The 21,002-nt window shown below is 68.0% G+C and carries 17 protein-coding genes and 1 pseudogene; 10 read left to right on the top strand and 8 right to left on the bottom strand.

The genetic code is table 11. The features are described 5' to 3' along the window. The first annotated feature begins 385 nt into the window (after nucleotides 1-385). Nucleotides 386-730 (top strand): cupin domain-containing protein, encoded by a 345-nt coding sequence (locus tag FPJ27_RS00835; protein WP_072440600.1) that lies wholly within the window; start codon nucleotides 386-388, stop codon nucleotides 728-730. A gap of 54 nt (nucleotides 731-784) precedes the next feature. Here FPJ27_RS00835 and FPJ27_RS00830 read toward each other — a convergent pair whose 3' ends face one another. The 3 genes from FPJ27_RS00830 to FPJ27_RS00820 form a co-directional block, all read right to left on the bottom strand. Beyond that, on the bottom strand, nucleotides 785-2,323 hold the full coding sequence (locus tag FPJ27_RS00830) for a methyl-accepting chemotaxis protein (RefSeq protein ID WP_204421233.1): 1,539 nt from the start codon (nucleotides 2,321-2,323) through the stop codon (nucleotides 785-787). Between the two features lie 209 nt (nucleotides 2,324-2,532). Then, nucleotides 2,533-3,201 carry a haloacid dehalogenase type II gene (locus tag FPJ27_RS00825; RefSeq protein ID WP_072440596.1) on the bottom strand — a complete coding sequence of 223 codons (669 nt, stop codon included), beginning with the start codon at nucleotides 3,199-3,201 and terminating at the stop codon, nucleotides 2,533-2,535. A 65-nt stretch (nucleotides 3,202-3,266) separates the two neighbouring features. Continuing rightward, complete coding sequence (locus tag FPJ27_RS00820; protein WP_204421065.1) at nucleotides 3,267-3,623, bottom strand: hypothetical protein; 357 nt, start codon at nucleotides 3,621-3,623, stop codon at nucleotides 3,267-3,269. Between the two features lie 22 nt (nucleotides 3,624-3,645). On the opposite strand from FPJ27_RS00820, the gene FPJ27_RS00815 reads away from it, so the two are divergent. From FPJ27_RS00815 to FPJ27_RS00775, 9 genes and pseudogenes are all read left to right on the top strand, one after another. After that, nucleotides 3,646-4,506 (top strand): GNAT family N-acetyltransferase, encoded by an 861-nt coding sequence (locus tag FPJ27_RS00815; RefSeq protein WP_204421064.1) that lies wholly within the window; start codon nucleotides 3,646-3,648, stop codon nucleotides 4,504-4,506. Nucleotides 4,507-4,518: 12 nt separating this feature from the next. Further along, nucleotides 4,519-5,445 (top strand): glyoxylate/hydroxypyruvate reductase A, encoded by a 927-nt coding sequence (locus tag FPJ27_RS00810; protein ID WP_072440590.1) that lies wholly within the window; start codon nucleotides 4,519-4,521, stop codon nucleotides 5,443-5,445. A gap of 160 nt (nucleotides 5,446-5,605) precedes the next feature. Beyond that, a complete protein-coding gene (locus FPJ27_RS00805; RefSeq protein WP_072440589.1) occupies nucleotides 5,606-7,006 on the top strand; it encodes an aspartate aminotransferase family protein in 1,401 nt (466 codons plus the stop codon). A gap of 97 nt (nucleotides 7,007-7,103) precedes the next feature. Continuing rightward, on the top strand, nucleotides 7,104-7,595 hold the full coding sequence (locus FPJ27_RS00800) for a winged helix-turn-helix transcriptional regulator (RefSeq protein ID WP_034182400.1): 492 nt from the start codon (nucleotides 7,104-7,106) through the stop codon (nucleotides 7,593-7,595). An 88-nt stretch (nucleotides 7,596-7,683) separates the two neighbouring features. Continuing rightward, a complete protein-coding gene (locus FPJ27_RS00795) occupies nucleotides 7,684-9,156 on the top strand; it encodes an NAD-dependent succinate-semialdehyde dehydrogenase (protein WP_204421063.1) in 1,473 nt (490 codons plus the stop codon). Between the two features lie 46 nt (nucleotides 9,157-9,202). Then, nucleotides 9,203-9,379 (top strand): annotated as a pseudogene (locus tag FPJ27_RS00790) (succinylglutamate desuccinylase); the annotation flags it as partial. 163 nt (nucleotides 9,380-9,542) lie between these two features. Then, nucleotides 9,543-11,063, top strand: a complete 1,521-nt coding sequence (locus FPJ27_RS00785; RefSeq protein WP_204421062.1) for a sensor domain-containing diguanylate cyclase — start codon at nucleotides 9,543-9,545, stop codon at nucleotides 11,061-11,063. Between the two features lie 429 nt (nucleotides 11,064-11,492). Beyond that, nucleotides 11,493-13,079: a methyl-accepting chemotaxis protein gene (locus tag FPJ27_RS00780; RefSeq protein WP_204421232.1), complete on the top strand. Its 1,587-nt coding sequence runs from the start codon at nucleotides 11,493-11,495 to the stop codon at nucleotides 13,077-13,079. A gap of 197 nt (nucleotides 13,080-13,276) precedes the next feature. After that, a complete protein-coding gene (locus tag FPJ27_RS00775; protein WP_204421061.1) occupies nucleotides 13,277-15,235 on the top strand; it encodes a phosphatase PAP2 family protein in 1,959 nt (652 codons plus the stop codon). Between the two features lie 164 nt (nucleotides 15,236-15,399). Here the strand turns inward: FPJ27_RS00775 and FPJ27_RS00770 are convergent, their stop codons facing one another. The 5 genes from FPJ27_RS00770 to FPJ27_RS00750 all read right to left on the bottom strand — a co-directional run bounded on the left by FPJ27_RS00770 (nucleotide 15,400) and on the right by FPJ27_RS00750 (nucleotide 20,916). After that, a complete protein-coding gene (locus FPJ27_RS00770; RefSeq protein WP_204421060.1) occupies nucleotides 15,400-16,275 on the bottom strand; it encodes an amidohydrolase family protein in 876 nt (291 codons plus the stop codon). Beyond that, the gene (locus tag FPJ27_RS00765) at nucleotides 16,272-17,288 is read right to left on the bottom strand and encodes an aldo/keto reductase (protein WP_204421059.1); all 1,017 of its coding nucleotides are present in this window, start codon (nucleotides 17,286-17,288) and stop codon (nucleotides 16,272-16,274) included. The genes FPJ27_RS00770 and FPJ27_RS00765 overlap by 4 nt, the downstream gene beginning before the upstream one ends. Nucleotides 17,289-17,361: 73 nt before the next feature. Next, nucleotides 17,362-18,309 carry an ABC transporter substrate-binding protein gene (locus tag FPJ27_RS00760; protein WP_204421058.1) on the bottom strand — a complete coding sequence of 316 codons (948 nt, stop codon included), beginning with the start codon at nucleotides 18,307-18,309 and terminating at the stop codon, nucleotides 17,362-17,364. A gap of 38 nt (nucleotides 18,310-18,347) precedes the next feature. Then, nucleotides 18,348-19,379, bottom strand: a complete 1,032-nt coding sequence (locus FPJ27_RS00755; protein WP_204421057.1) for an ABC transporter permease — start codon at nucleotides 19,377-19,379, stop codon at nucleotides 18,348-18,350. After that, nucleotides 19,372-20,916 carry a sugar ABC transporter ATP-binding protein gene (locus tag FPJ27_RS00750; protein WP_204421056.1) on the bottom strand — a complete coding sequence of 515 codons (1,545 nt, stop codon included), beginning with the start codon at nucleotides 20,914-20,916 and terminating at the stop codon, nucleotides 19,372-19,374. Before FPJ27_RS00750 ends, FPJ27_RS00755 begins: the two co-directional genes overlap by 8 nt. Between the last annotated feature and the right edge of the window lie 86 nt (nucleotides 20,917-21,002).

Raw genomic sequence — 21,002 nt, 5'->3', positions numbered from 1 at the left:
TTAAGCACCGCCAAAATGGCGGTTGTCGCGATTCGGGGCACCTGCACGACACGATTCGACCGTTTTGGGCCGTCCGCGCAGCATGAATTGCTGCGCGAGCGCGTGTGCCGCGTTGTCTTCCCGTCGCCCCGCGACACATGCGCGACGAAGAGAATCGTAAAGCGACGGCCGCCGCAGATTGCACCGACAAAATTGCCCGTTCGGCATCCGAAACGCGTTCGACGGCCCCAAACCGCATGTTTTGCGTCGATTGCACGCTCGCGGGCCGCTGCGGGTCGAAACGAGCGAAATGTCCCGGGCGCCGGCCGCGCGCGCGTGCGACCGTGAGCCGCCCTCGCAGCCGCCGCGCCGGAGCGATTTCCCACCACCGCGAGGACACCCGCGCATGAAAGTTCAGAAGATTTCCCGCTCCGTCGACACCGACTTGCCCGAAGACCGGGGCACGGCCGGATTGCCCGGCACCGGGCGCGCCCGCGTGTCGGGGCGGCAGGTCGTGATCCCGGGCAGCGAGGCGTTCGACACCGGCGTGTTCGAATGCACGCGGGGCACTTACCGGCGCGGAGTGAAGGAAGCGGAGGTGATGCATTTCCTCGCCGGCGCCGGCACGTTCGCGCCGGATGGCGAGGAAGCGATCGAGTTCGGCGCGGGCGACGCGCTGTTCTTCGCCGCGAACACCGAAGGGCTGTGGGACGTGCGCGAGACGATGCGCAAGGTGTATGTGATCTTCTGACGCGGGGCGGGCCGCGCATGCGCGCCGCGCCCGGTTTCTCCCCCGGCAGGCCGCTCAGCCGGCCAGCCGGAACACCGCTACCGCGGACCTCAACCGTGCCGCCTGTTCATCCAGCGAGGAAGCGGCCGCGGCAGCCTGCTCCACGAGCGCGGCGTTCTGCTGCGTGACTTCGTCCATTTGCGACACCGCCTTGCCCACCTGTTCGATGCCGGTGCTTTGCTCGGCGGAGGCCGTGGAGATCTCGCCCATGATGTCGGCCACCCGGTCGATCGACCGGACGATCTCCGTCATGCGCGTCCCCGCCGCCTCGACGAGCCGGCTGCCGCTGCCGACCTTCTCGACCGACACCTCGATCAGCCCCTTGATGTCCTTCGCCGCCGCGGCGCTGCGCTGGGCAAGCGAGCGGACCTCCGAGGCCACGACCGCGAACCCGCGCCCTTCCTCGCCGGCTCGCGCCGCTTCGACCGCGGCGTTGAGCGCGAGAATGTTGGTCTGGAACGCGATGCTTTCGATCACGACGGTAATGTCGGCGATCCGCACCGACTCTTCGGAAATCTGCCGCATCGTTTCGACGACCTCCTGCACGGCGGCACCGCCGAGTTCGGTCGCCTCCTTGGCCGTGGTGACGAGCGCATTGGCCTGACGCGCATTCTCGGCATTCTGTCTGACCGTCGACGTGATCTGTTCCATGCTGGCGACCGTTTCCTGCAGCGACGCGGCCTGTTCCTCCGTGCGTTGCGACAGGTCCAGGTTGCCTTGCGCGATCTCGCCGGTGCCGACGGCGATCGAGTGGGTCGTGGTCTGGATTTCGGCGATCGTCTCGGTCAGGCGCGCCTTCATTTCGCCGAGCGCCGCAAGCAGGCTGCCCGGCGCGGCCTTGGCCGCATCGAACTCGACGTCCAGTTCTCCGGCGGCGATGCGCGCCGCGATGTGCGTCGCGTGCGCCGGCTCGCCGCCCAGCGTGCGCCTGACGCTGCGCAGGACGCCCCATGCGATTGCCGCCAGCGTCGCGGCGATGACGAGCGCGATGGCGCCCAGCACCATCGCGAGCCGGGTGAAGGCCGCGTCGATATCGTCGTAAAAGAATCCCGTGCCGATCCACCAGTTCCAGTCCGGAATGGCGACCACGCCCTGCAGTTTCGGCACCGCATCCGCGTCGGGGCTGCGCTTGACCAGCACGTCGACGAGCGCGAAATGCGCCTGCGCCATCCCCGCGCGGTAAGCCTCGCTATCGGTCAGGCCGCCGGTCGTGCGGTTGCCCTTGGCCCGCGTGCCGACGAACTTCGCGTTCGGATGAACCAGGTTGACGCCGTCGGCAGTCGTGACCCAGTAGTAGCTTTTCGTATCCGCGTTGAGCGCCGACAGCGCGGCTTTTGCCTGCTGCTGGGCCTGATCCGCGGTGAGCGTACCGCTCGCCTGCAACGCGCGGTACGAATTGACCAGATGTTCGGCCTTCGTCAAGAGAATGACGATCTCTTCGCGACGGCTGTCGATCAGCGCGCCGCGCAGCGTCTGCAGCGACATCGCGGCGAGCAATACGACGCCGAGCAGCGCAGCCGCGACGAGCATCAGCAGTTTCGTGGACAACTTCATGCGGGAGCCTCGCGATATTAACCATTCGGTACATATATCGGCGCTGGCGGCTCTACCTTGAACGTCATCGCATCGGTAATTACCCTTGTTTCGTGCGCCGATCGTACGCGCACGACGAAGCGGCCGGGCCGGCCGCTCCTGGATTCGCCCCGGGTGTGCCCGGGTGGCTGCGCGTCGCACGGCACATTCGCGCGCAGCCGGCGCGGCGCTTACAGGCCGAGCTGCGTCGCGAGATGGCCGATGTCGGACACCTCGTAGTAGTTGTAGAACGGCGTGCCGGGCTCGTGGCCGCGATTGACGAACGCCTTGTGCTTGATGCCGAGATCCTCGGCCGTCATCAGGTCGTAGCGCAGGCTCGACGACACGTGCAGCACGTCCTCGGGCTTGCAGCCGAGCTTGCCGAACATGTATTCGAAGCCCTGCATCCGCGGCTTGTACGACTGCGCCTGCTGCGCGGTGAACACCGCATGGAACGGCGCGCCGAGCTTGTCGACGTTGCTCATGATCTGGTCGTCCATTGCGTTCGACAGGATCACCAGCTTGTACTTCTTCGCGAGTCGCGACAGGCCGGCCGGCACGTCCGGATGCGGGCCCCAGGTCGGAACCGCATGATAGAAACGCTCGGCCTCGGCTTCGTCGAACGTCACGCCGATCCGCGCGCAGGTGCGACGGATCGCGTTGACGAGGACATCGCGGTACGGCTTCCAGGCGCCGAGCACCTCGTCGAGCCGATAAGCGGCGAACGCGCGCACGAAGTCCTCCATCGCGACCGGCGACAGCCGGTCCGCGTAAATCTCGCGCGCAAGCTCCGCCATCCGGAAGCGGGTCAGCGTGCCGTAGCAGTCGAACGTGATGAACTTCGGTTCAAATTGGATCATGATGACGTCCTGTCGGTGTGAAGCCCCGGCAGGGCCGGGGACGGGCTGGGTTCAACGAAATTGAATCAGGGCAAAAAGTCGTTCGCACATCGTTCGGCGCCGCCCAAAACGCACAATCGCCGCGAGTTGCCCGGATCGTGCAGCACGATGTGCGGCACGATCCGGCGAGCCTCGCGAAAACCCGGGCAGGCTGCCGGCCGACGCGGCTCGCCGGCAAGCGGCAGCGACACCGTGCCTTCATCGTAGTGGCATTCCCACAGCAGGAGTTGCCGGATCGGCAGCGCGCGCCGGCACGATACGCGTGTTCGTTCGCGCCGATCGAGCGGGTTTGCGTCGATCTGACGCGAGCGGCCGCTGCCGCCGGAAAACAGGCGAATCGTCCTATCCGCGCCGCGGCGGCGCTGGCAGAGTCGAGATGTCATTCCTACCCATCCGGAGTCCGGCGTGGCCGACCTCAATTCTTCCAGCACGCTTACCTATCGCCCGTTCGCCGAAACCGACCTGCCCGCCGCGCACCGGCTGTCGGAGGCGGTCAAGTGGCCGCACCGGCTCGACGACTGGCGCTTCGCGCTCCAGCTCGGCAGCGGCTTCGTCGCCGAAGACGAATCCGGCATCGTCGGCACCGCGCTCGGCTGGCGCTTCGGCGAGTCGCACGCATCGCTCGGCATGGTGATCGTGTCGCCCGAGCGCCAGGGCCGCGGCATCGGCCGCGAACTGCTCGCGCGCGTCGTCGACAGCCTCGGCCCGCGGACCGTGTTCCTGCATGCGACGCCGGCCGGCGAGTCGCTCTACGTGAAGTTCGGATTCAGTGCGATCGGCACGATCGACCAGCACCAGGGCGCCGCGTTCCAGCCGCCGCTGATTTCGCTGCCGCCCGGCGAGCGGCTGCGGCCGCTCGGCACCAACGACGGCCCGCGACTCGCGGCGCTCGCAGCGCGCGCGGCCGGCTACCCGCGCGATGCGGTGGTCGATGCGCTGCTCGGCGTGGCCAACGGGATCGCGCTCGATCGCGACGGCGAACTGCTCGGCTTCGCGCTGTTTCGCCGTTTCGGCCGCGGTCACGCGATCGGCCCGGTGATCGCACCGGACGCGCTGCGCGCGCAGGCGCTGATCAGCCACTGGCTCGCGCTGCACGAAGGCATGTTCGTGCGCGTCGACGTGCCCGGCGACAGCGGGCTGTCGGACTGGCTGCAGGGGCTCGGCCTGCCGCGCGTCGATACCGTCGTCGCGATGGCGCGCGGTGCGGCGCCCGCGCGCGATCCGGCGCTGCGCGCGTTCGCCATCGTCAACCAGGCGCTCGGCTGAGCGGCACGCACGATGAGCTTCCTCTACAAGGCCGACCCGGTGCGCGGCGCACAATGGGCGCAGCGCTTCGCGCAACAGGCGCCCGATCTCGCGTTCCGGATCTGGCCGGACATCGGCGATCCGCGCGCGGTGCGCTACCTCGCCGCATGGCAGCCGCCCGACGATCCGGTCGCGCTGCTGCCGAACCTCGAGATCGTGTTTTCGGTCGGCGCCGGCATCGATCAATTCGACCTGTCGCGCGTGCCCGCGCACATTCCGGTCGTGCGGATGATCGAGCCCGGCATCGTCGACGGCATGGTCGAATACGTGACGCAGGCCGTGCTGACGATCCATCGCGACCTGTTCGACTACGCGGCGCAGCAACGCGCGCAGGCCTGGCACGAGCGGCCGGTGCGCGCGGCCGCATCCCGCCGCGTCGGCGTGCTCGGGCTCGGCACGCTCGGGCAGGCCGTGCTCGACACGCTGCGGCGCTTCGGCTTCCCGTGCGCCGGCTGGAGCCGCACGCCGCGCACGCTCGACGGCATCGACTGTTACGCGGGCGACGCGGCGCTCGATGCGTTCCTGGCCCGCACCGACATCCTGATCTGCCTGCTGCCGCTGACGGACGGCACGCGCGGGCTGCTCGGCGCGCGCGTGTTCGACGCGCTGCCGGCCGGCGCATCGCTCGTGCAGGTCGGTCGCGGCCCGCAGCTCGACGCGGCCGCGCTGCTCGCCGCGCTCGACAGCGGCCGCCTCGACAGCGCGATCCTCGACGTGACGGACCCCGAACCTTTGCCGGCCGGACACCCGTTCTGGGCCCATCCGCGCATCCGGATCACGCCGCACATCGCGAGCGCGACGCGGCCCGATACCGCGGTCGATGCCGTGCTCGCGAACCTCGCGCGCCATCGCGCGGGCCAGCCGATGATCGGCGTCGTCGATCGCATGCGCGGTTACTGACGCGCGTGCCCGACCCGGCGGGGCGTGCAGCAGAAAATGCCGAAGCGCCCCGTGCAAACGCCGTATCCATACGTTTCAAGCGGGAAATTGAAGACGCGTGCGGATTTCCCGCCCGGTAGCATGAACTCACGCTGACACCCAACGAGAGTCCCGCCCTGCCATGACCTACTCCGCGCTGATCGAAGCCGATCGTCAACACCTGATTCATCCGGTCGTCAATTACCGTACGCACGAGACGCGCGGCGTCACCGTGCTCGACTCCGCCGACGGCGTGTTCCTGCGCGACGCGCAAGGCCACACGCTGCTCGACGCGTTTTCCGGCCTGTGGTGCGTGAACGTCGGCTACGGCCGCGACAGCATCGTGAAGGCCGCGGCCGACCAGATGGCGAAGCTGCCCTACGCAACCGGCTATTTCCATTTCGGATCGCAGCCCGCGATCGAGCTTGCCGAGCGGCTCGCGGCGCTCGCGCCCGCGTCGCTGAACCGCGTGTACTTCACGCTCGGCGGCTCGGACGCCGTCGATTCCGCGGTGCGCTTCATCACGCACTATTTCAACGCGACCGGCCGCCCGTCGAAGAAGCACATGATCGCGCTCGAGCGCGGCTATCACGGCTCGTCGTCGATCGGCGCCGGGCTCACCGCATTGCCCGCGTTCCATCGCCATTTCGATCTGCCGCGCGCCGACCAGCACCACATTCCGTCGCCCTACCCGTATCGCCACCCGCTCGGCGACGATCCGCAGGCGCTGATCGCCGCGTCCGTCGCCGCGCTCGAAGCGAAGGTCGCGGAACTCGGCGCGGACAACGTCGCCGCGTTCTTCTGCGAGCCGGTACAGGGCTCCGGCGGCGTGATCGTGCCGCCCGCGGGCTGGCTGAAGGCGATGCGCGACGCATGCCGGCGCCTCGGCATCCTGTTCGTCGCCGACGAGGTGATTACCGGCTTCGGCCGCACCGGCCCGCTGTTCGCGTGCGAGACCGAGCAGCTCGATCCGGACTTGATGACCGTCGCGAAAGGGCTGACGGCCGGTTATGCGCCGATGGGCGCGGTGCTGATGTCCGACGAAATCTATGAAGGTATCGCGGGCAGCCGCGCCGACACGGCGGTGGTCGGGCACGGCCACACGTATTCCGCGCATCCGGTCAGCGCCGCGATCGGCCTCGAAGTGCTGAAGCTCTATCACGAAGGCGGGCTGCTCGCGAACGGCCAGGCGATGGCGCCGCGTTTCGCCGCGGGGCTCGATGCGCTGCGCGCGCATCCGCTCGTCGGCGACGCCCGTTCGGTCGGCCTGCTCGGCGCGCTCGAGCTGGTGGCCGACAAGGCACGCAAGACGCGCATCGACCCGGCGCTGAACCTGCCCGACAAGATCGCCGCCGCCGCGTACGCGAACGGCGTGGTGTTCCGCGCATTCGGCGACGGCGTGCTCGGTTTCGCGCCGGCACTGAGCTTCACCGCGGGCGAGTTCGACCTGATGTTCGAACGCGTGCGCAAGACGCTCGACGACGTGCTGGCCGACGCGGGCGTGCAGCGCGCGCTCGACGCCGCCCACGCGCAGCCGGCATGACGCGGGCATGAAGCGGGCGAGGGAAAGCCGGACTTGTGGCGGCTACCGTTCGACTCTAAAGTAACCGGACATTCCATTTCTGCCTTCTCACGCGAACATGACGGACAGCAAGCTAGACCGGATCGACCTGCGCATTCTTTCCCAGTTGCAGAAGCGCGGGCGCATGACCAACGTCGAACTGGCCGATGCGGTCGGGCTGTCGCCGAGCCCGTGCCTGATCCGCGTGAAGCGGCTCGAAAAAGCCGGCTACATCGCCGGGTACGGCGCGCACATCCAGCTCGAGAAGCTCGGCGACGTGCAGGTGGTGTTTACCGAGGTCACGCTCGCCGACCACCGGCGCGAGGACTTCGACCGGTTCGTCGCGGCGATCCGCGATGTCGACGAGATCGTCGAGTGCCATCTCGCGAGCGGCGGCTACGACTATCTGCTCAAGTTCGTCACGCGCAGCGTGAGCCACTACCAGACGATCGTCGAAGGGCTGCTCGAGCAGAACATCGGCATCGAGAAGTATTTCAGCTACGTGATCATCAAGTCGCCGTTCGTCAAGCGGCACTACCCGCTCGAATCGCTGTTCGGCGAACGGCACTGACGAGCGGCGGGCGGCGGCCACGCCGTACGCCCGTCGTCGCGACGCGCCCGCCTGCCGCCGTCGAGCCGCCCTCATCCAAGGATCTGCCATGTCACTTACCCTCTCCCGCACCGAACTCGTTCGCAGTGCAAACCTGATCGACGGCGCGTGGCGCGACGCGCTCGACGGCCGTCGCTTCACGATCACCGATCCGGCGACGCTCGAGCGCGTGGCCGACGTGCCCGACAGCGGTGCGGCCGACGCACGTGCCGCGACCGACGCGGCCGTGCGCGCGCTGCCCGCGTGGCGCGCGACGCCGGCCCGCGAACGCGCGGCGATCCTGCGCGCATGGCATGCGGCGATCGTCGCGCACACCGACGATCTCGCGAAACTGATGTCGCGCGAACAGGGCAAGCCGCTCGCCGAAGCGCGCGGCGAAGTCGCGTATGGCGCGTCGTATGTGCTGTGGTTTGCCGAGGAAGCGACCCGCACCTACGGCGACCTGATTCCGCAACAGCAGCGCGGCAAGCGGCTGAGTGCGGTCAAGGAGCCGATCGGCGTCGTCGCCGCGATCACGCCGTGGAATTTCCCGCTCGCGATGATCGCGCGCAAGATCGCGCCCGCGCTCGCGGCCGGCTGCACGGTCGTCGCGAAGCCGGCCGAGGACACGCCGCTCACGGCACTCGCGCTGGCGTTCCTCGCGCAGGAAGCCGGCGTGCCGCCCGGCGTGCTGAACGTGATCGCCGCATCGCGCGAGCACGGCATCGACGCGGTGGCCGACTGGCTCGCCGACGGCCGCGTGCGCAAGATCACGTTTACGGGATCGACGCCCGTCGGCAAGCTGCTCGCACGCGAATCGGCCGCGACGCTCAAGAAGCTGTCGCTCGAGCTCGGCGGCAATGCGCCGTTCATCGTGTTCGACGATGCCGAGCTCGACGCCGCCGTCGACGGGCTGATGGCCGCCAAGTTCCGCAACGGCGGCCAGACATGCGTGTCGCCGAACCGCGTGTACGTGCAGGCCCGAATCTACGACGCCTTCGCCGCGAAGCTCGCCGCGCGGGTCGGCGCGTTGAAGGTTGCCCCGGCAACCGACCCTGCCGCGCAGATCGGCCCGATGATCAACGCACGCGCGGTCGACAAGATCGCGCGCCATGTCGACGATGCGCTCGAGCGCGGCGCCCGCGTGCTGACGGGCGGCAGGCGCCTGCCCGAACTGGGGCCGAACTATTACGCGCCGACCGTGCTCGCCGATGCGGCCGCCGGCATGCAGCTCGGTTGCGAGGAGACGTTCGGGCCGGTCGCCGCGCTGTTTCCGTTCGATACCGAGGATGAAGCCGTCGGCGCCGCGAACGACACGCCGTTCGGGCTCGCCGCGTATTTCTACACGCAGGACGTCCGGCGCATCGCACGCGTGTCGGCGCGGCTCGAAACGGGCATCGTCGGCATCAATGAAGGTGCGCTCGCGAGCGAGGCCGCGCCGTTCGGCGGCGTGAAGGAATCGGGCTACGGCCGCGAAGGTTCGCGCTACGGCCTCGACGACTACCTGTCGATCAAGTACCTGTGCCAGGGCGGGCTCGACTGATCGCGCACGGCCCGACACGACGCGCTTCGTCGACCAGGGCAACCCTACCGGGCTCGAACATTTCCCGGACGCCGGCACCGTGATCGGCCGGTCGAACGAGGTTCCCGTCGTGACGCCGTATCCCGACTGCGTGCTCGTGATGCCGTCGCTGCGGCAATTGCGGCCCGGCGTCACCGTCGTCCGGCTCGGGCGGCTCGTCGACGAATCCGCAGCGCCCGTCTGACGGATCGACTTCAACCCGACCGGCGCGGCGGCCGCACACGTTTGCGGCAACGCCGCGCCGATTCGCTTCGCATGCAAACCTCCATTTCCTCGCATACCTGCCGTTAACCCGGATTTCAGCGCAGCCTCGGTCATCGCACCTGGCTTCCCCCACGAGCGCGAGCATGTCCGCATCCACTTCCATCGAGAAAATCGCCGACTGGGCGGGACGAAACCATCTTGTCGTCGGCGCGCTCGGCACACTGATGTCGCTCGCCGCGCTGAGCATCAGCGCGATGACGCTGTGGGCCATGAGAAGCGGCGTCGTCGAGCACGCGCACGAGACTTCGCGCAACGTCGCCGCCGTGCTGGTCAGCGAGATCGCGCGGACCGTCGAAACGTCCAACAACGCACTGAGCGCACTCGCATCCGATCTCGGCAAGCCGGAAGTCAGGCACATGGACGCCGGGCTGCGGCACGATCTGCTGTTCCAGCGCGCGGCCGCGCAATACGTGACCGGAATGGGCGTGACAGACCAGAACGGCCGCCTGATCGACGGGTGTTGCGGGCCGACTCACCATTGGGACTTCGGCGATCGCGACTACTTCAAGGTCCATCGCGACGCGGCGAACGTCGGCCTTTACGTATCGGAGGCCTATCGCGCGCGCTCGCGCAACGGCACGAAGTCCATCGCGCTGTCCCGGCGCGTCGAACGGCCGGACCACACATTCAACGGGATCGCGGTTGTCGCCATCGACCTCGCGTACTTCGATCAGTTGCTTGCCCGATTGAACGTCGGGCCGAACGGCATCAGCGCGATCCTGCGCACGGACGGCACCATCCTGGCCAGAAATCCGCCGCTGAGCGACCACCAGATGGTCCGCCTGAGCCGATCGAAGGTCTTCGATCGCATGCTGAACCAGGAATCGGGGTTCTATGCGGCCTACTCGCGCATCGACGGAACCTTGCGGCTCTATACGTTCCAGCGGGTGCCCGGCACCCCGCTGATTGCCGTCGTCGCCCCTGCCGAGCGCGACGTGCTGGCCGGCTTCACGCGCATGTCATGGTCGGTCGGCGTGTCGGCCTCGTTCATCTGCGCGCTCTTCTGCGCGGTCGTCTGGCTGCTCGCATTCGCATTGCGGGACAATCTTCGCAAGCAAACGTTGCTGACCGATCTCACCCGCACCGATCCGCTGACGGGCCTGCACAACCGCCGCGCGCTCGACGTCGCGCTGGCCGACGAATGGAAGCGACTCCAGCGCAGCAATGAAGGCAGCCTGTCGGTGCTGTTCATCGATGCCGACCACTTCAAGCAGTACAACGACAGATACGGGCATGCGCAGGGTGACACGGCACTGAGATTCCTGGCCGAATGCATCCGGACTCACACGCGGCGGCGCGCCGACATCGCCGCGCGCTACGGCGGCGAAGAGTTCGTCGCGGTGCTGCCGGATACGGATGAAAGCGGCGCCGCGAAGGTCGCCGAGGCCATTCGCGCCGAAGTGGAACGCAACCAGCTCGCCGGATTCGCCGAGACGGTTCCGGCTTTTACGGTGAGCATCGGATACGCGACCGGGCATCGCGCACGCCCGGCGTCCATCGACGCGCTCACGCATCAGGCAGACCTCGCGTTGTATACGGCGAAGCGCCACGGTAGAAACCGCGTGTGCCGCGGCGACACGGGATCGTTTGCGCAATCGGCGTGAGGGCCGTTGCGGTCGACCGCGGGCGCTTTTTCCTTTCGGTGTCCGTCTCGCCCGGTAATGCAGCACACCGATCGCCGGCCGCGCGATCGTACCGCTGCCGCCATTCACCGGTTCCGGCAATCCGGCGGCTTCGCGTCCGGAACGTGACACACCTGCCGTTCCGGGCTTTCGGGCCCGCGTCGATCGACGACCTCATGGTTTTCCGGACGGATGGCGTCAATTTCGTGACGGCATCGCTTCCGGAATCACGCACTCGATAACGTCCGAAGTAAAAAACCTCTCGCGAGAACGCTCCGAATAGTGCGTTCTTGACCATTTCGAAGTTTCTCAACCCGCAAACGATTGCGTTCTTCAAGCCCCCTAAATCCTTCTTTAACCAATCCGATAATAAGGAACGCTACCCAATATCGACACAACGGATCCTGAATGATGCATAACAAACAGTTGATGGTTCGCACGAAACTCACCCTTACGTTTGGCTTCCTGACGTGCGTGGTGCTGCTCGTTTCGTTCCTCGGCATCGTATCGCTCAGCAACGCGAACGCGGTATTCGCGAATTATGTCAATGGCATCAACGCTCGCGCGGAACTGGCAGCCAAGGTACGCGTCGCCGTCGATCGGCGCGCCATCGCGGCGCGCAACCTGGTGCTCGTGACGACGCCACGCGACCTGGAGATCGAGAAGGAAGCAGCGCTGCAGGCCGACCGCGATGTCAGCGCACGAATCGCCGCACTCAAGAACGCCGTAGGTGAAGGCACCGACGCGACCGACAAGGCGCGCGAGCTGGTACGGCAGATCGACCAGATCGAGACAAGGTACGGCCCGGTGGCACGGGCCATCGTCGACGCCGCGCTGAACAACCGGCGCGATCAGGCCATCACGATGATGAACGAACAATGCCGACCGCTTCTGGCGCAGCTGGTCGACGCATCGCAGGCCTATATCGTGTACACGCGCGAACGCGCCGTGCAGATGGTGCAAGAGTCCGAAGACCGCTATGCGTCGCGACGGGTGCTGCTCATCGTCATCTGCCTCGCCGCCGTCGCGGGCGCGGTGGCGGCGGGCGTCATCATCGTGCGAGGGCTGACCCGTTCGCTCGGCACTGAGCCGGCCACGCTCAGCGACATCGCGCAGCGCATCGCCGGCGGCGACCTCGCCGCCGGGTCCGCCACCGTCGACGCGCCGCGCGGCAGCGTGCTGGCCTCCATGCGCGAAATGCAGGCCAATCTGGTGCGCCTGATTTCGCAGGTTCGCATCGCGTCCGGCAACGTCGCGACGGGCGCGAGCGAAATCGCGTCCGGCAACCAGGATCTGTCGTCGCGCACGGAACAGCAGGCCGCGTCGCTGCAGGAGACCGCATCCAGCATGGAAGAATTGACGTCCACCGTGCGACTGAACGCCGACAATGCGCAGCAGGCAAGCTCGCTGGCCAATAACGCATCGGAAGTCGCGCAGCGCGGCAGCACCGTGGTCGGCCTGGTGGTCGAAACGATGACGGACATCAGCGACAGCTCGTCGAAAATCGCCGAGATCACCGGGATGATCGAAGGAATCGCGTTCCAGACGAACATCCTCGCGCTCAATGCGGCCGTGGAAGCGGCACGCGCGGGTGAACAAGGCCGCGGTTTCGCGGTCGTGGCCAGCGAAGTGAGAAGTCTCGCGCAACGTTCATCGACCGCCGCGAAGGAAATCCGGCAGTTGATCACGCAATCGGTCCAGAAGATCCAGGACGGCTCGCGTCTCGCGCACAATGCGGGCGACACCATGGGCCAGGTGACGCAGGCGGTGGCGCGCGTGACGGACATCATGGGCGAGATCGCGGCGGCATCGAACGAGCAGAGCCGCGGCATCGAGCAGGTCAACCTGGCCATCACGCAAATGGATGAAGTCACGCAACAGAATGCGGCGCTCGTCGAAGAGGCCGCCGCCGCATCGAAGTCGCTCGAGGAACAGGGAAATCAGCTTGCCGAGTCGGTATCCCTGTTCCGGCTGGAGGCGAGCGCATCGCACGCATAGCCGCGTCGGCGCGTCGCACCGTTGCTGACACACACTTTGCTTCCGACACCCGTCCCGTTTAGGAAAACAGACTAAACATCATTCCCCGAAAGCGGGACGTGCTCGATCGCGCCGAATGACGTGAAGCGGTTTCGTAACCGTCGCGTCACGATCGGCCACCACAATGCTCCGTCTTCTACCCTCAGGATGGAGTTTGCATGCTTGCGTCACCGAGCCGTCTCCCGCTGCACGTCGCAGCGCTGTCGACCGCGATCCTACTGGCTGCCTGCGGCGGCGGCGACGATGTCGTCGCAACGAGCTCGACGAACGCCGCGGTCCCGGCACCGCCGGCCGACCCCGGCTTCGTCGACAGCGCGCCCGTTCCGAGCGTGCCCGCGTTCGTCGACAACGTCGCGACCAACCAGCGCGGCGACGCCCGTTATGCAACGCTGTCGACCAACGCCGCCGTGCGCGTGGTGAGCCGCTTCCTCGACCTGTGGCAGCCGTCGACGATGCTCGTCGATGCGGGCGTGACCGCGCCGGCCAACGGCGCGTTTCCCGCCATCTCGCCTTCCCCCTGCACGGGGCTGCCCGGCAACGGCACGCCGTGCGGCACGAGCCTGAACGACGCGGTGCTGTCGGCGAACGTGCAATACGTGGTCAACGCGACGACCGCGCGCACGCCGCAGCAAGCCGACGCCGCCTATTACGACGACCGGCGCGGCAAGGGTTACAGCGTGACGGACGGCATGGGCCCGCTCACCGCGGCATGGCGCACCGCGGCCCAGCAGACGACCAGCATCACCAGCGTGCCGGCCGATGCCACGACCGTCCTCTATAACGACACCGGCAACAACGTCGGCGTGGGCAGCAGCGGCAACGCGAGTTTCGGGAAAGTCGTCGACCTGCTCAACGAAATGGGCAACAACGCGTCGACCGAACCCGCGAAGCGCTTCTACAAGTATGCACGGCCGTACCGCTGGAGCTCGAGCGTCGTCGTCGCGCCGACACTCGTACCCGCGGAAAGCGCGACGCCGGCGACCGACGGCGGCTTCATCAGCGGCCACCAGGCCGAAGCGATGCGCGATGCCGTGACGATGGCGTGGCTCGTGCCCGAGCGCTTCCAGGAAATGGTCGGCCGCGGCCTCGAGCTCGGCGAGAACCGGATCCTCGCCGGCATGCACTCGCCGCTCGACGTGATCGGCGGCCGCATGCTCGCGCTGGCCGTCAGCGCGGCCAACCTCGCCGCGTACGCGAGCGACGCGCAGGCCGCGTACGGCCAGGCGCACCAGACGCTGCAGCAGCTCACCGGCACGACCGATGCGACCTTCCCGGCATTCGCGCGCTCGGGCACGACGGCGACCGACCGGTTCGCCGACTACGCGACGAACAAGGCCGCGTTCACGCGCCGCATGACGTACGGCTTCGGCGCGATCGACGCGACCGGCGCGCCGCCGGTCGTGCCGAAGGGCGCGGAGATCCTGCTGCAGACGCGCTTCCCGTACCTGGGCGCGGACCAGCGGCGCGTCGTGCTGAAGACCACCGAACTGCCGTCCGGCTACCCGGTGATGGACGATGCGGAAGGCTGGGGCCGGCTGAACCTGTTCGCCGCCGCCGACGGCTACGGCGCGTTCAACGGCAACGTGACCGTCGCGATGGATGCGTCGAAGGGCGGCCTCAACGCCGCCGACCTGTGGCGCAACGACATCGCGGGCGCCGGCAAGCTGACGCTGCAAGGCAGCGGCACGCTGACGCTGGCGGGCAACAACAGCTATACGGGCGGCACGCAGGTCAGCGGCGGCACGCTCGCCGCCGCTTCCACGATGGCGTTCGGCAACGGCGACGTGTATGTCGGCTCCGGCGGCGGCATCCGGATCGCGGCCGGCGCGCCCGTCACGATCGCGACCCGCTACACGCAGCTCGACAACACGACGCTCGAACTCGACATCGACGGCAACGGCGGCGGACGCCTGCGCGTGGGCGGCGCGTTCACCGTCGCGGGCGGCACGCTGCACGTGAAGTTCGTGAACGGTTATGCGCCGAAAGCCGGCGACACCATCGCACTGATCGACGCGGCAGCAGGCGCCGCGAAGTTCTCGACGGTGACGGTCGACGGCTTCAAGGCGATGCCGGTCTATACGGCGACGGGCGTGTCGATCACGCTGTCGGCGTCATAACCGGCGCAGGCATCGATCCGCGCGACGGCGCCGACCGCCGGTTCGCGCATCAGGGTTTGCATCGCGGGTTTTCCTTCGCAGCCCGATTGCGCGGGCGGCCGCACGCCGCCGCGAGTCGCGACTCGCGAATGGCGGATCAGCATTCGACGAGCGCCTTCACGACGTCATGCACCGCCGCGCGCGGCGTCGATCCGGTAGAAGCGGCGCGCGTTGCCGCCGAACAGGCCGGCAAGCGCCGCGGAGCCGAGCAACTGCGCGCAGTCGTCCTCGCACGCGGCCAGCCAGTCGCCGTAGCCGCCGCACGCCGACGCGACACGCAGCACCGGCCAGTCGCTGCCCCACATCAGTCGCGCCGGCCCGAACAGGTCGGCCAGCGCATGCACATAAGGCCGCGTGCGCGCTCGCACGGCGTCCGGGCCGGCCGACGGCCCGGCCTCGGTCCACAGGCCGGACAGCTTGCAGTGAAGATTCGGCAGGCTCGCGAGGCCGCGCATCGCCGACAGCCACGGCTGCAGCTCGCCGCGTTCGATGAACGGCTTCGCGCCGTGGTCGATCACGATCTGCAGATCCGGGTGGCGCTGCGCGAACGCATGCAGCGCATCGAGATGCCGCGGCATCACCAGCGCATCGAAACGCAGCGCATGCTCGAGCATCGCGGCGACCGCGCGATCGAGCACCGGATCGTCGATCCACGCATCGTCGGGCAGATCCTGCAGCATCGGGCGCAACCCGCGCGCCTTCGGCGCCGACGCGAAGGCCGCGATCCGCGCCGGCGCGTCGGCGGCCTTCAGGTCGACCCAGCCGACCACCGCGCCGACCGTGGGGGTGTCGTCCGCGAGATCGAGCAGGAAGCGCGTGTCGGCGTCGCTCGGCAGCGATTGCACGAGCACGGTGCGGTCGATGCGCGCCGCGTCGAGCAGCGGCGCCAGATCGGCGGGGCCGAAATCGCGGTGAATCGCATCGAGTTCGGCCGGCGGCCAGCAGCCGGCCCGCGCGCCGATCCGCCAGTAGTGCTGATGTGCGTCGACGCGTGCCGTCATGCGCGCGCTCCCGGCACCGGCGCGCGCGCCGCGATCAGCCCTTCGTCGCGCAGCGCGGCCCACAGTTCGGCCGGCACCGGGCGCTCGAACCATGCGATGTTCTGTTGCAGCTGGGCCACGCTGCGCGCGCCGACCACGCACGACACGACCGCCGGATGGCCGAACGGAAACTGCAGCGCGGCAGCGGGCAGCGGGACGTCGAAGCGCTTGCACAGCACGCCGAGCCGCGTGGCCTTGTCGATCACGTCGGCGCTTGCGTCCGCATAGTTGAACTTGCCGTTGCCGGCCAGCACACCGGAATTGAACACGCCGCCGACCACGATGCCCGTCCCCGCGCGGCCGCACGCGTCGAGCAACGGTTCGAGCGCCGTCTGTTCGAGCAGCGTGTAGCGGCCGGCCAGCAGCACGGCATCGAGCGCCGCTTCGTTCAGCGCAGCGGCGGCGACTTCCCATTCGTTCACGCCGAGACCGAACCCGCCGATCTCGCCGCCCGCACGCAGCGCATCCAGCGCGCGAAACCCGCCGCCGCGGGTCAGCTGTTCCCAGTAGTGCGCGTGACGATCGCCGTGCGTCATCGCGCCGATGTCGTGCACGTACAGGATGTCGATCCGCGCGAGCCCGAGCCGCTGCCGGCTGTCGTCGTGCGACCGCATGATGCCGTCGTAGCTGTAGTCGTAGACCGGCCGGAACGGCAGCGGCTCGGCCCAGCCGTCGTCGCCTGGGCGCACGCTGGCGTCGGCGCGCATCAAGCGCCCGACCTTCGTGCTGAGCGTGAACGCGCCGCGCTCGCGCGGCGCGAGCCCCGCACCCACGCGCCGCTCGGACAGCGTGTAGCCGTAATACGGCGCCGTGTCGAAGTAGCGCAGGCCGGCGGCCCACGCGGCGTCGACGAGCGAGCCGGCGTCGGCGGCCGACATCGGGCGATAAAGGCTGCCGAGCTGCGAGCAGCCGAGGCCGAGCGCGGACACCGTCAGCCCGCTGCGCGGCAATGCGCGCGTATCGTTTGCGTTCATGATTCGTGACAGGGTGCGGGAAAGAAGCATGGCCGGCAGCCGCCGCCCGCGCTCGGGCGGCTTGCGCGGCCGCTCAGTACAGGACGTTCCTGGCCGCCTCCGAATCGAGGTTCTGCTTGTCGACCATCACGACGCCGGTATCGATCAGCTTCGGCGCCGGCTTGCGTTCGACGACATCGAGCGCCGTGCGCACGCCCTGGTTCCCCATCTGCCACGAGCCCTGCACGGCGATCGCCTGCACCGTGCCGTCGCGCACGAAGCCCTGCAGATCCTCGTTGCCGTCGAACCCGATCGCCACCACCTTGCCCGCCTTGCCCGACTGCTTCAGCGCCCGGCCCATCCCGACCGCGGTCGGCTCGTTCGCGCCGAAGATGCCCTTCAGGTCGGGGTTCGCCGACAGCACGTCGGTCGTCTGGTTCAGCGCGTTCGCCATTTGCGACTGCGAGTAGTACGGGCCGACGATCTGCAGCTTCGAATGGCTCGCGATGTACTTGCGGAACCCGCCGACGCGGCTGACTTCGGAGCCCGCGCCCGGCACGTACGACATGATCGCGATCTTGCCGGACTGCCCGACGCGGTCGATCAGCGCCTTCGCGCACAGCGCGCCCGCCTTCTCGTTGTCGGTCGACAGGAATGCCTGGTAATACGGTTTGCCGGTGTCCGAGATCGCCGAGTCGATCAGCACGACCGGAATGTGCGCTTCCCACGCCTTCTTGATCGCGGGCACGAGTGCATCGGGATCGGACGGTGCGAGCACGATGCCCGCCACATGACGCGTGACCGCGTTGTCGACCATGTTGACCTGCCCGCTGATGTCGGACTCGGCCGCGGGCCCCTGGAACGTCATCGTGTAGCCCTTGGCGCTGTCGAGCGCCGCCTTCGCGCCTTTCTGCACGTTCTGCCAGTAGTTCGAGTTGACCGTCTTGACGATCACGGCGATCTCGCCGCCCGCCGCGTACGCACCGCTGTTGCATGCCGCGAACAGGCATGCCGATGCTGCCAGCAGGATGGATTTGTTCATGTCTCGCTCCGCTTCTCGTTGGTGGGAACTGCTGCCGGTCAGGGCCGGCGATTGCGCAACTGGTCGATCCAGACCGTGCCCAGGATCACGACGCCGATGATGATCTGCTGGATGAAGCTCGATACGCCGTTCATGTTCAGGCCGTTGCGCAGCACGCCGATCACGAACGCGCCGATCGCCGTGCCGGAAATCGTCCCGACACCGCCCATCAGCGACGTGCCGCCGATGACCGAACTGGCGATGGCGTCGAGTTCGTACATGACGCCCTCGTTCGGCTGCCCGGTGACGAGCCGCGACATCAGCACGCAGCCGGTCACGCCGGCGAGCGCGCCGGACAGCACGTAGGTGAAGAGCTTCACGCCCTGTACGTTCACGCCCGACAGCCGGGCCGCCTCCGCATTCGACCCGACCGCGTAGATATGGCGGCCGAGCGACGTTCTCGACAGCAGCACGGAAACCACGACGAACAGGACGACCATGATCACGACCGGATACGGAATGCCGGGAAACGTCGTGTCGGGGAACCCGTCCGCGCCAATGCGCGAGATGCGCAGCAGCGCGCCGTTGCCCAGCGCGCCGAACGCGTCGCCGAGATCCGATACCGGCCGTGCGCCCGTGATCTGGAGCGCGATGCCGCGCGCGACGAGCATCATGCCGAGCGTCGCGATGAACGGCGGCAGGCCCATGCGCGTCACGCACATGCCGTTGACGAACCCGCACAGCGCACCGACCAGAATCCCGGCCGCCATGGCCGCCGGCACCGGCACGCCCGCCTTGACCAGCAGTGCGGCGGAGACGCCGGCCAGCGCGAGCACCGAGCCGACCGACAGGTCGATGCCGCCGGTGATGATCACGCAGGTGGCGGCCACGCCGAGATAGGCGATGGAGGTCACCTGCAGGCCGACGGTCATCAGGTTGTCGACCGAGAAAAACGCCGCGCTCGATACGGAAAACGCGAACACGAGCACGACCAGGCTGCCCAGCGCAGCGAACTTCTGGATAAGGTCGCGCCGCCGCTGTCGCGCCGCCCGTTCGTCGGCCTGGCTTCGATCCGATGTCATTTCAAGCATGGGAACGCCCCGACGCATAGTGCATGATCTCCTCCTGACTGGTGTGTTGGGTGTCGAGAAACGCGGTCAATCGACCTTCGTGAAAAACGGCGATCCGGTCGGTCATGCCGAGCAGCTCCGGCAGCTCCGAACTGATCAGCACCACGCCGACGCCGTCGGCGGCGAGCCGGTCCATCAGCCCGTAGATCGCGAATTTCGCGCCCACGTCGATGCCGCGCGTCGGCTCGTCGAAGAACAGGATCTTCGAGCCGCGGTACAGCCATTTGCCGATGACGACCTTCTGCTGGTTGCCGCCGGACAGGTTGCGCACGACCTGCTGCACCGACGGCGTGCGAATCGCGAGGTCCTGCACGTAGCGCCGCGCCACGTCGAGCTCGTCGTCGAAGCGCAGGAAGCCCAGGCGCGATGCGATGCCGCGCACGTTCGCGAGCGTGAGGTTCGCCGCGACGGGCATCGGCAGCGCGAGCCCCTCCTTCTTGCGGTCCTCCGACAGATACGCGATGCCGTGGTGGATCGCCTCGCGCGGCGAGCGGATCGTCACGGGCCGGCCGTGCAGCTCGATCGTGCCGCCGTCCGGGCGGTCCGCGCCGAAGATCGCGCGCGCGACTTCGGTGCGCCCGGCGCCCATCAGTCCGGCAAAACCCAGGATCTCGCCCTTGCGAAGCGTGAACGACACCGGCCCGAACACGCCTTCGCGGCGCAGTTCCCGCACGTCGAGCAGCACTTGTTCGGTCGGCGTCGACTGCCGCGACGGATACGCGTCGTCGAGCGTCCGCCCGACCATGCGCGCGACGATGTCGTCGATGCTCACGTCGGCGAAATCGTCCGTCGATATCTGGCGCCCGTCGCGCAGCACGGTCACGCGATCGACGATCTGCGCCATTTCGTCGAGCCGGTGCGAGATGTACAGGATCGCCACGCCGTCGGCACGCAATTCCTCGATGATGCGAAAGAGCTGCACCGTTTCCGACTCCGTCAGCGACGACGTGGGCTCGTCCATGATCAGCACGCGCGCGTCGTGCGACAGCGCCTTCGCGATTTCGACCATCTGTTGCTGCGCGATCGACAGCACGCCGACCTTCGTCGTCGGTGCGACGTTCAGGCCGATCCGCGCGATGCAGCGTGCCGCATCCGCATTGAGCCGTTTCGTGTCGACGAACGGCCCGCGCCGCGGCTCGCGCGCGAGGTACAGGTTCTCCGCCACGCTCAGGTGCGGCACGAGATTGAGTTCCTGGTGGATGATCGCGATGCCGGCCGCCTGCGCTTCGGAGGCCGAACGAAACCGCACCGGCGCGCCGCGATAGTGAACGACGCCCTCGTCGGGCAGGTACTGACCGCTGATGATCTTCATCAGCGTGGACTTGCCCGCGCCGTTTTCGCCGCACACCGCATGCACCTCGCCGCGGCGCAGGTCGAGGCGAATCCCGTCGAGCGCGAGGACACCCGGGAAGCGCTTGCGAATCCCTTCCAGGCGCAGGATCTCCCGGTCCGCTTCGCGCGGTGCGGCCTGACCGGGCAGATTGCGAGGCATTGCCATTGCGTCTCCTAGGGAAGGGCCGACCTCGCTTTCGTCTGGTCAGTCCAATTTCGATAAATTACATCAATCCAGCCACTTTTGGTCAA

Origin of the sequence: Burkholderia sp. MS455, assembly GCF_016899445.1 — a bacterium.
GTDB lineage: Bacteria > Pseudomonadota > Gammaproteobacteria > Burkholderiales > Burkholderiaceae > Burkholderia > Burkholderia pyrrocinia_C.
The sequence above is the reverse complement of the archived record's forward strand: the minus strand, read 5'-3'. Positions and strand labels throughout refer to the sequence as shown.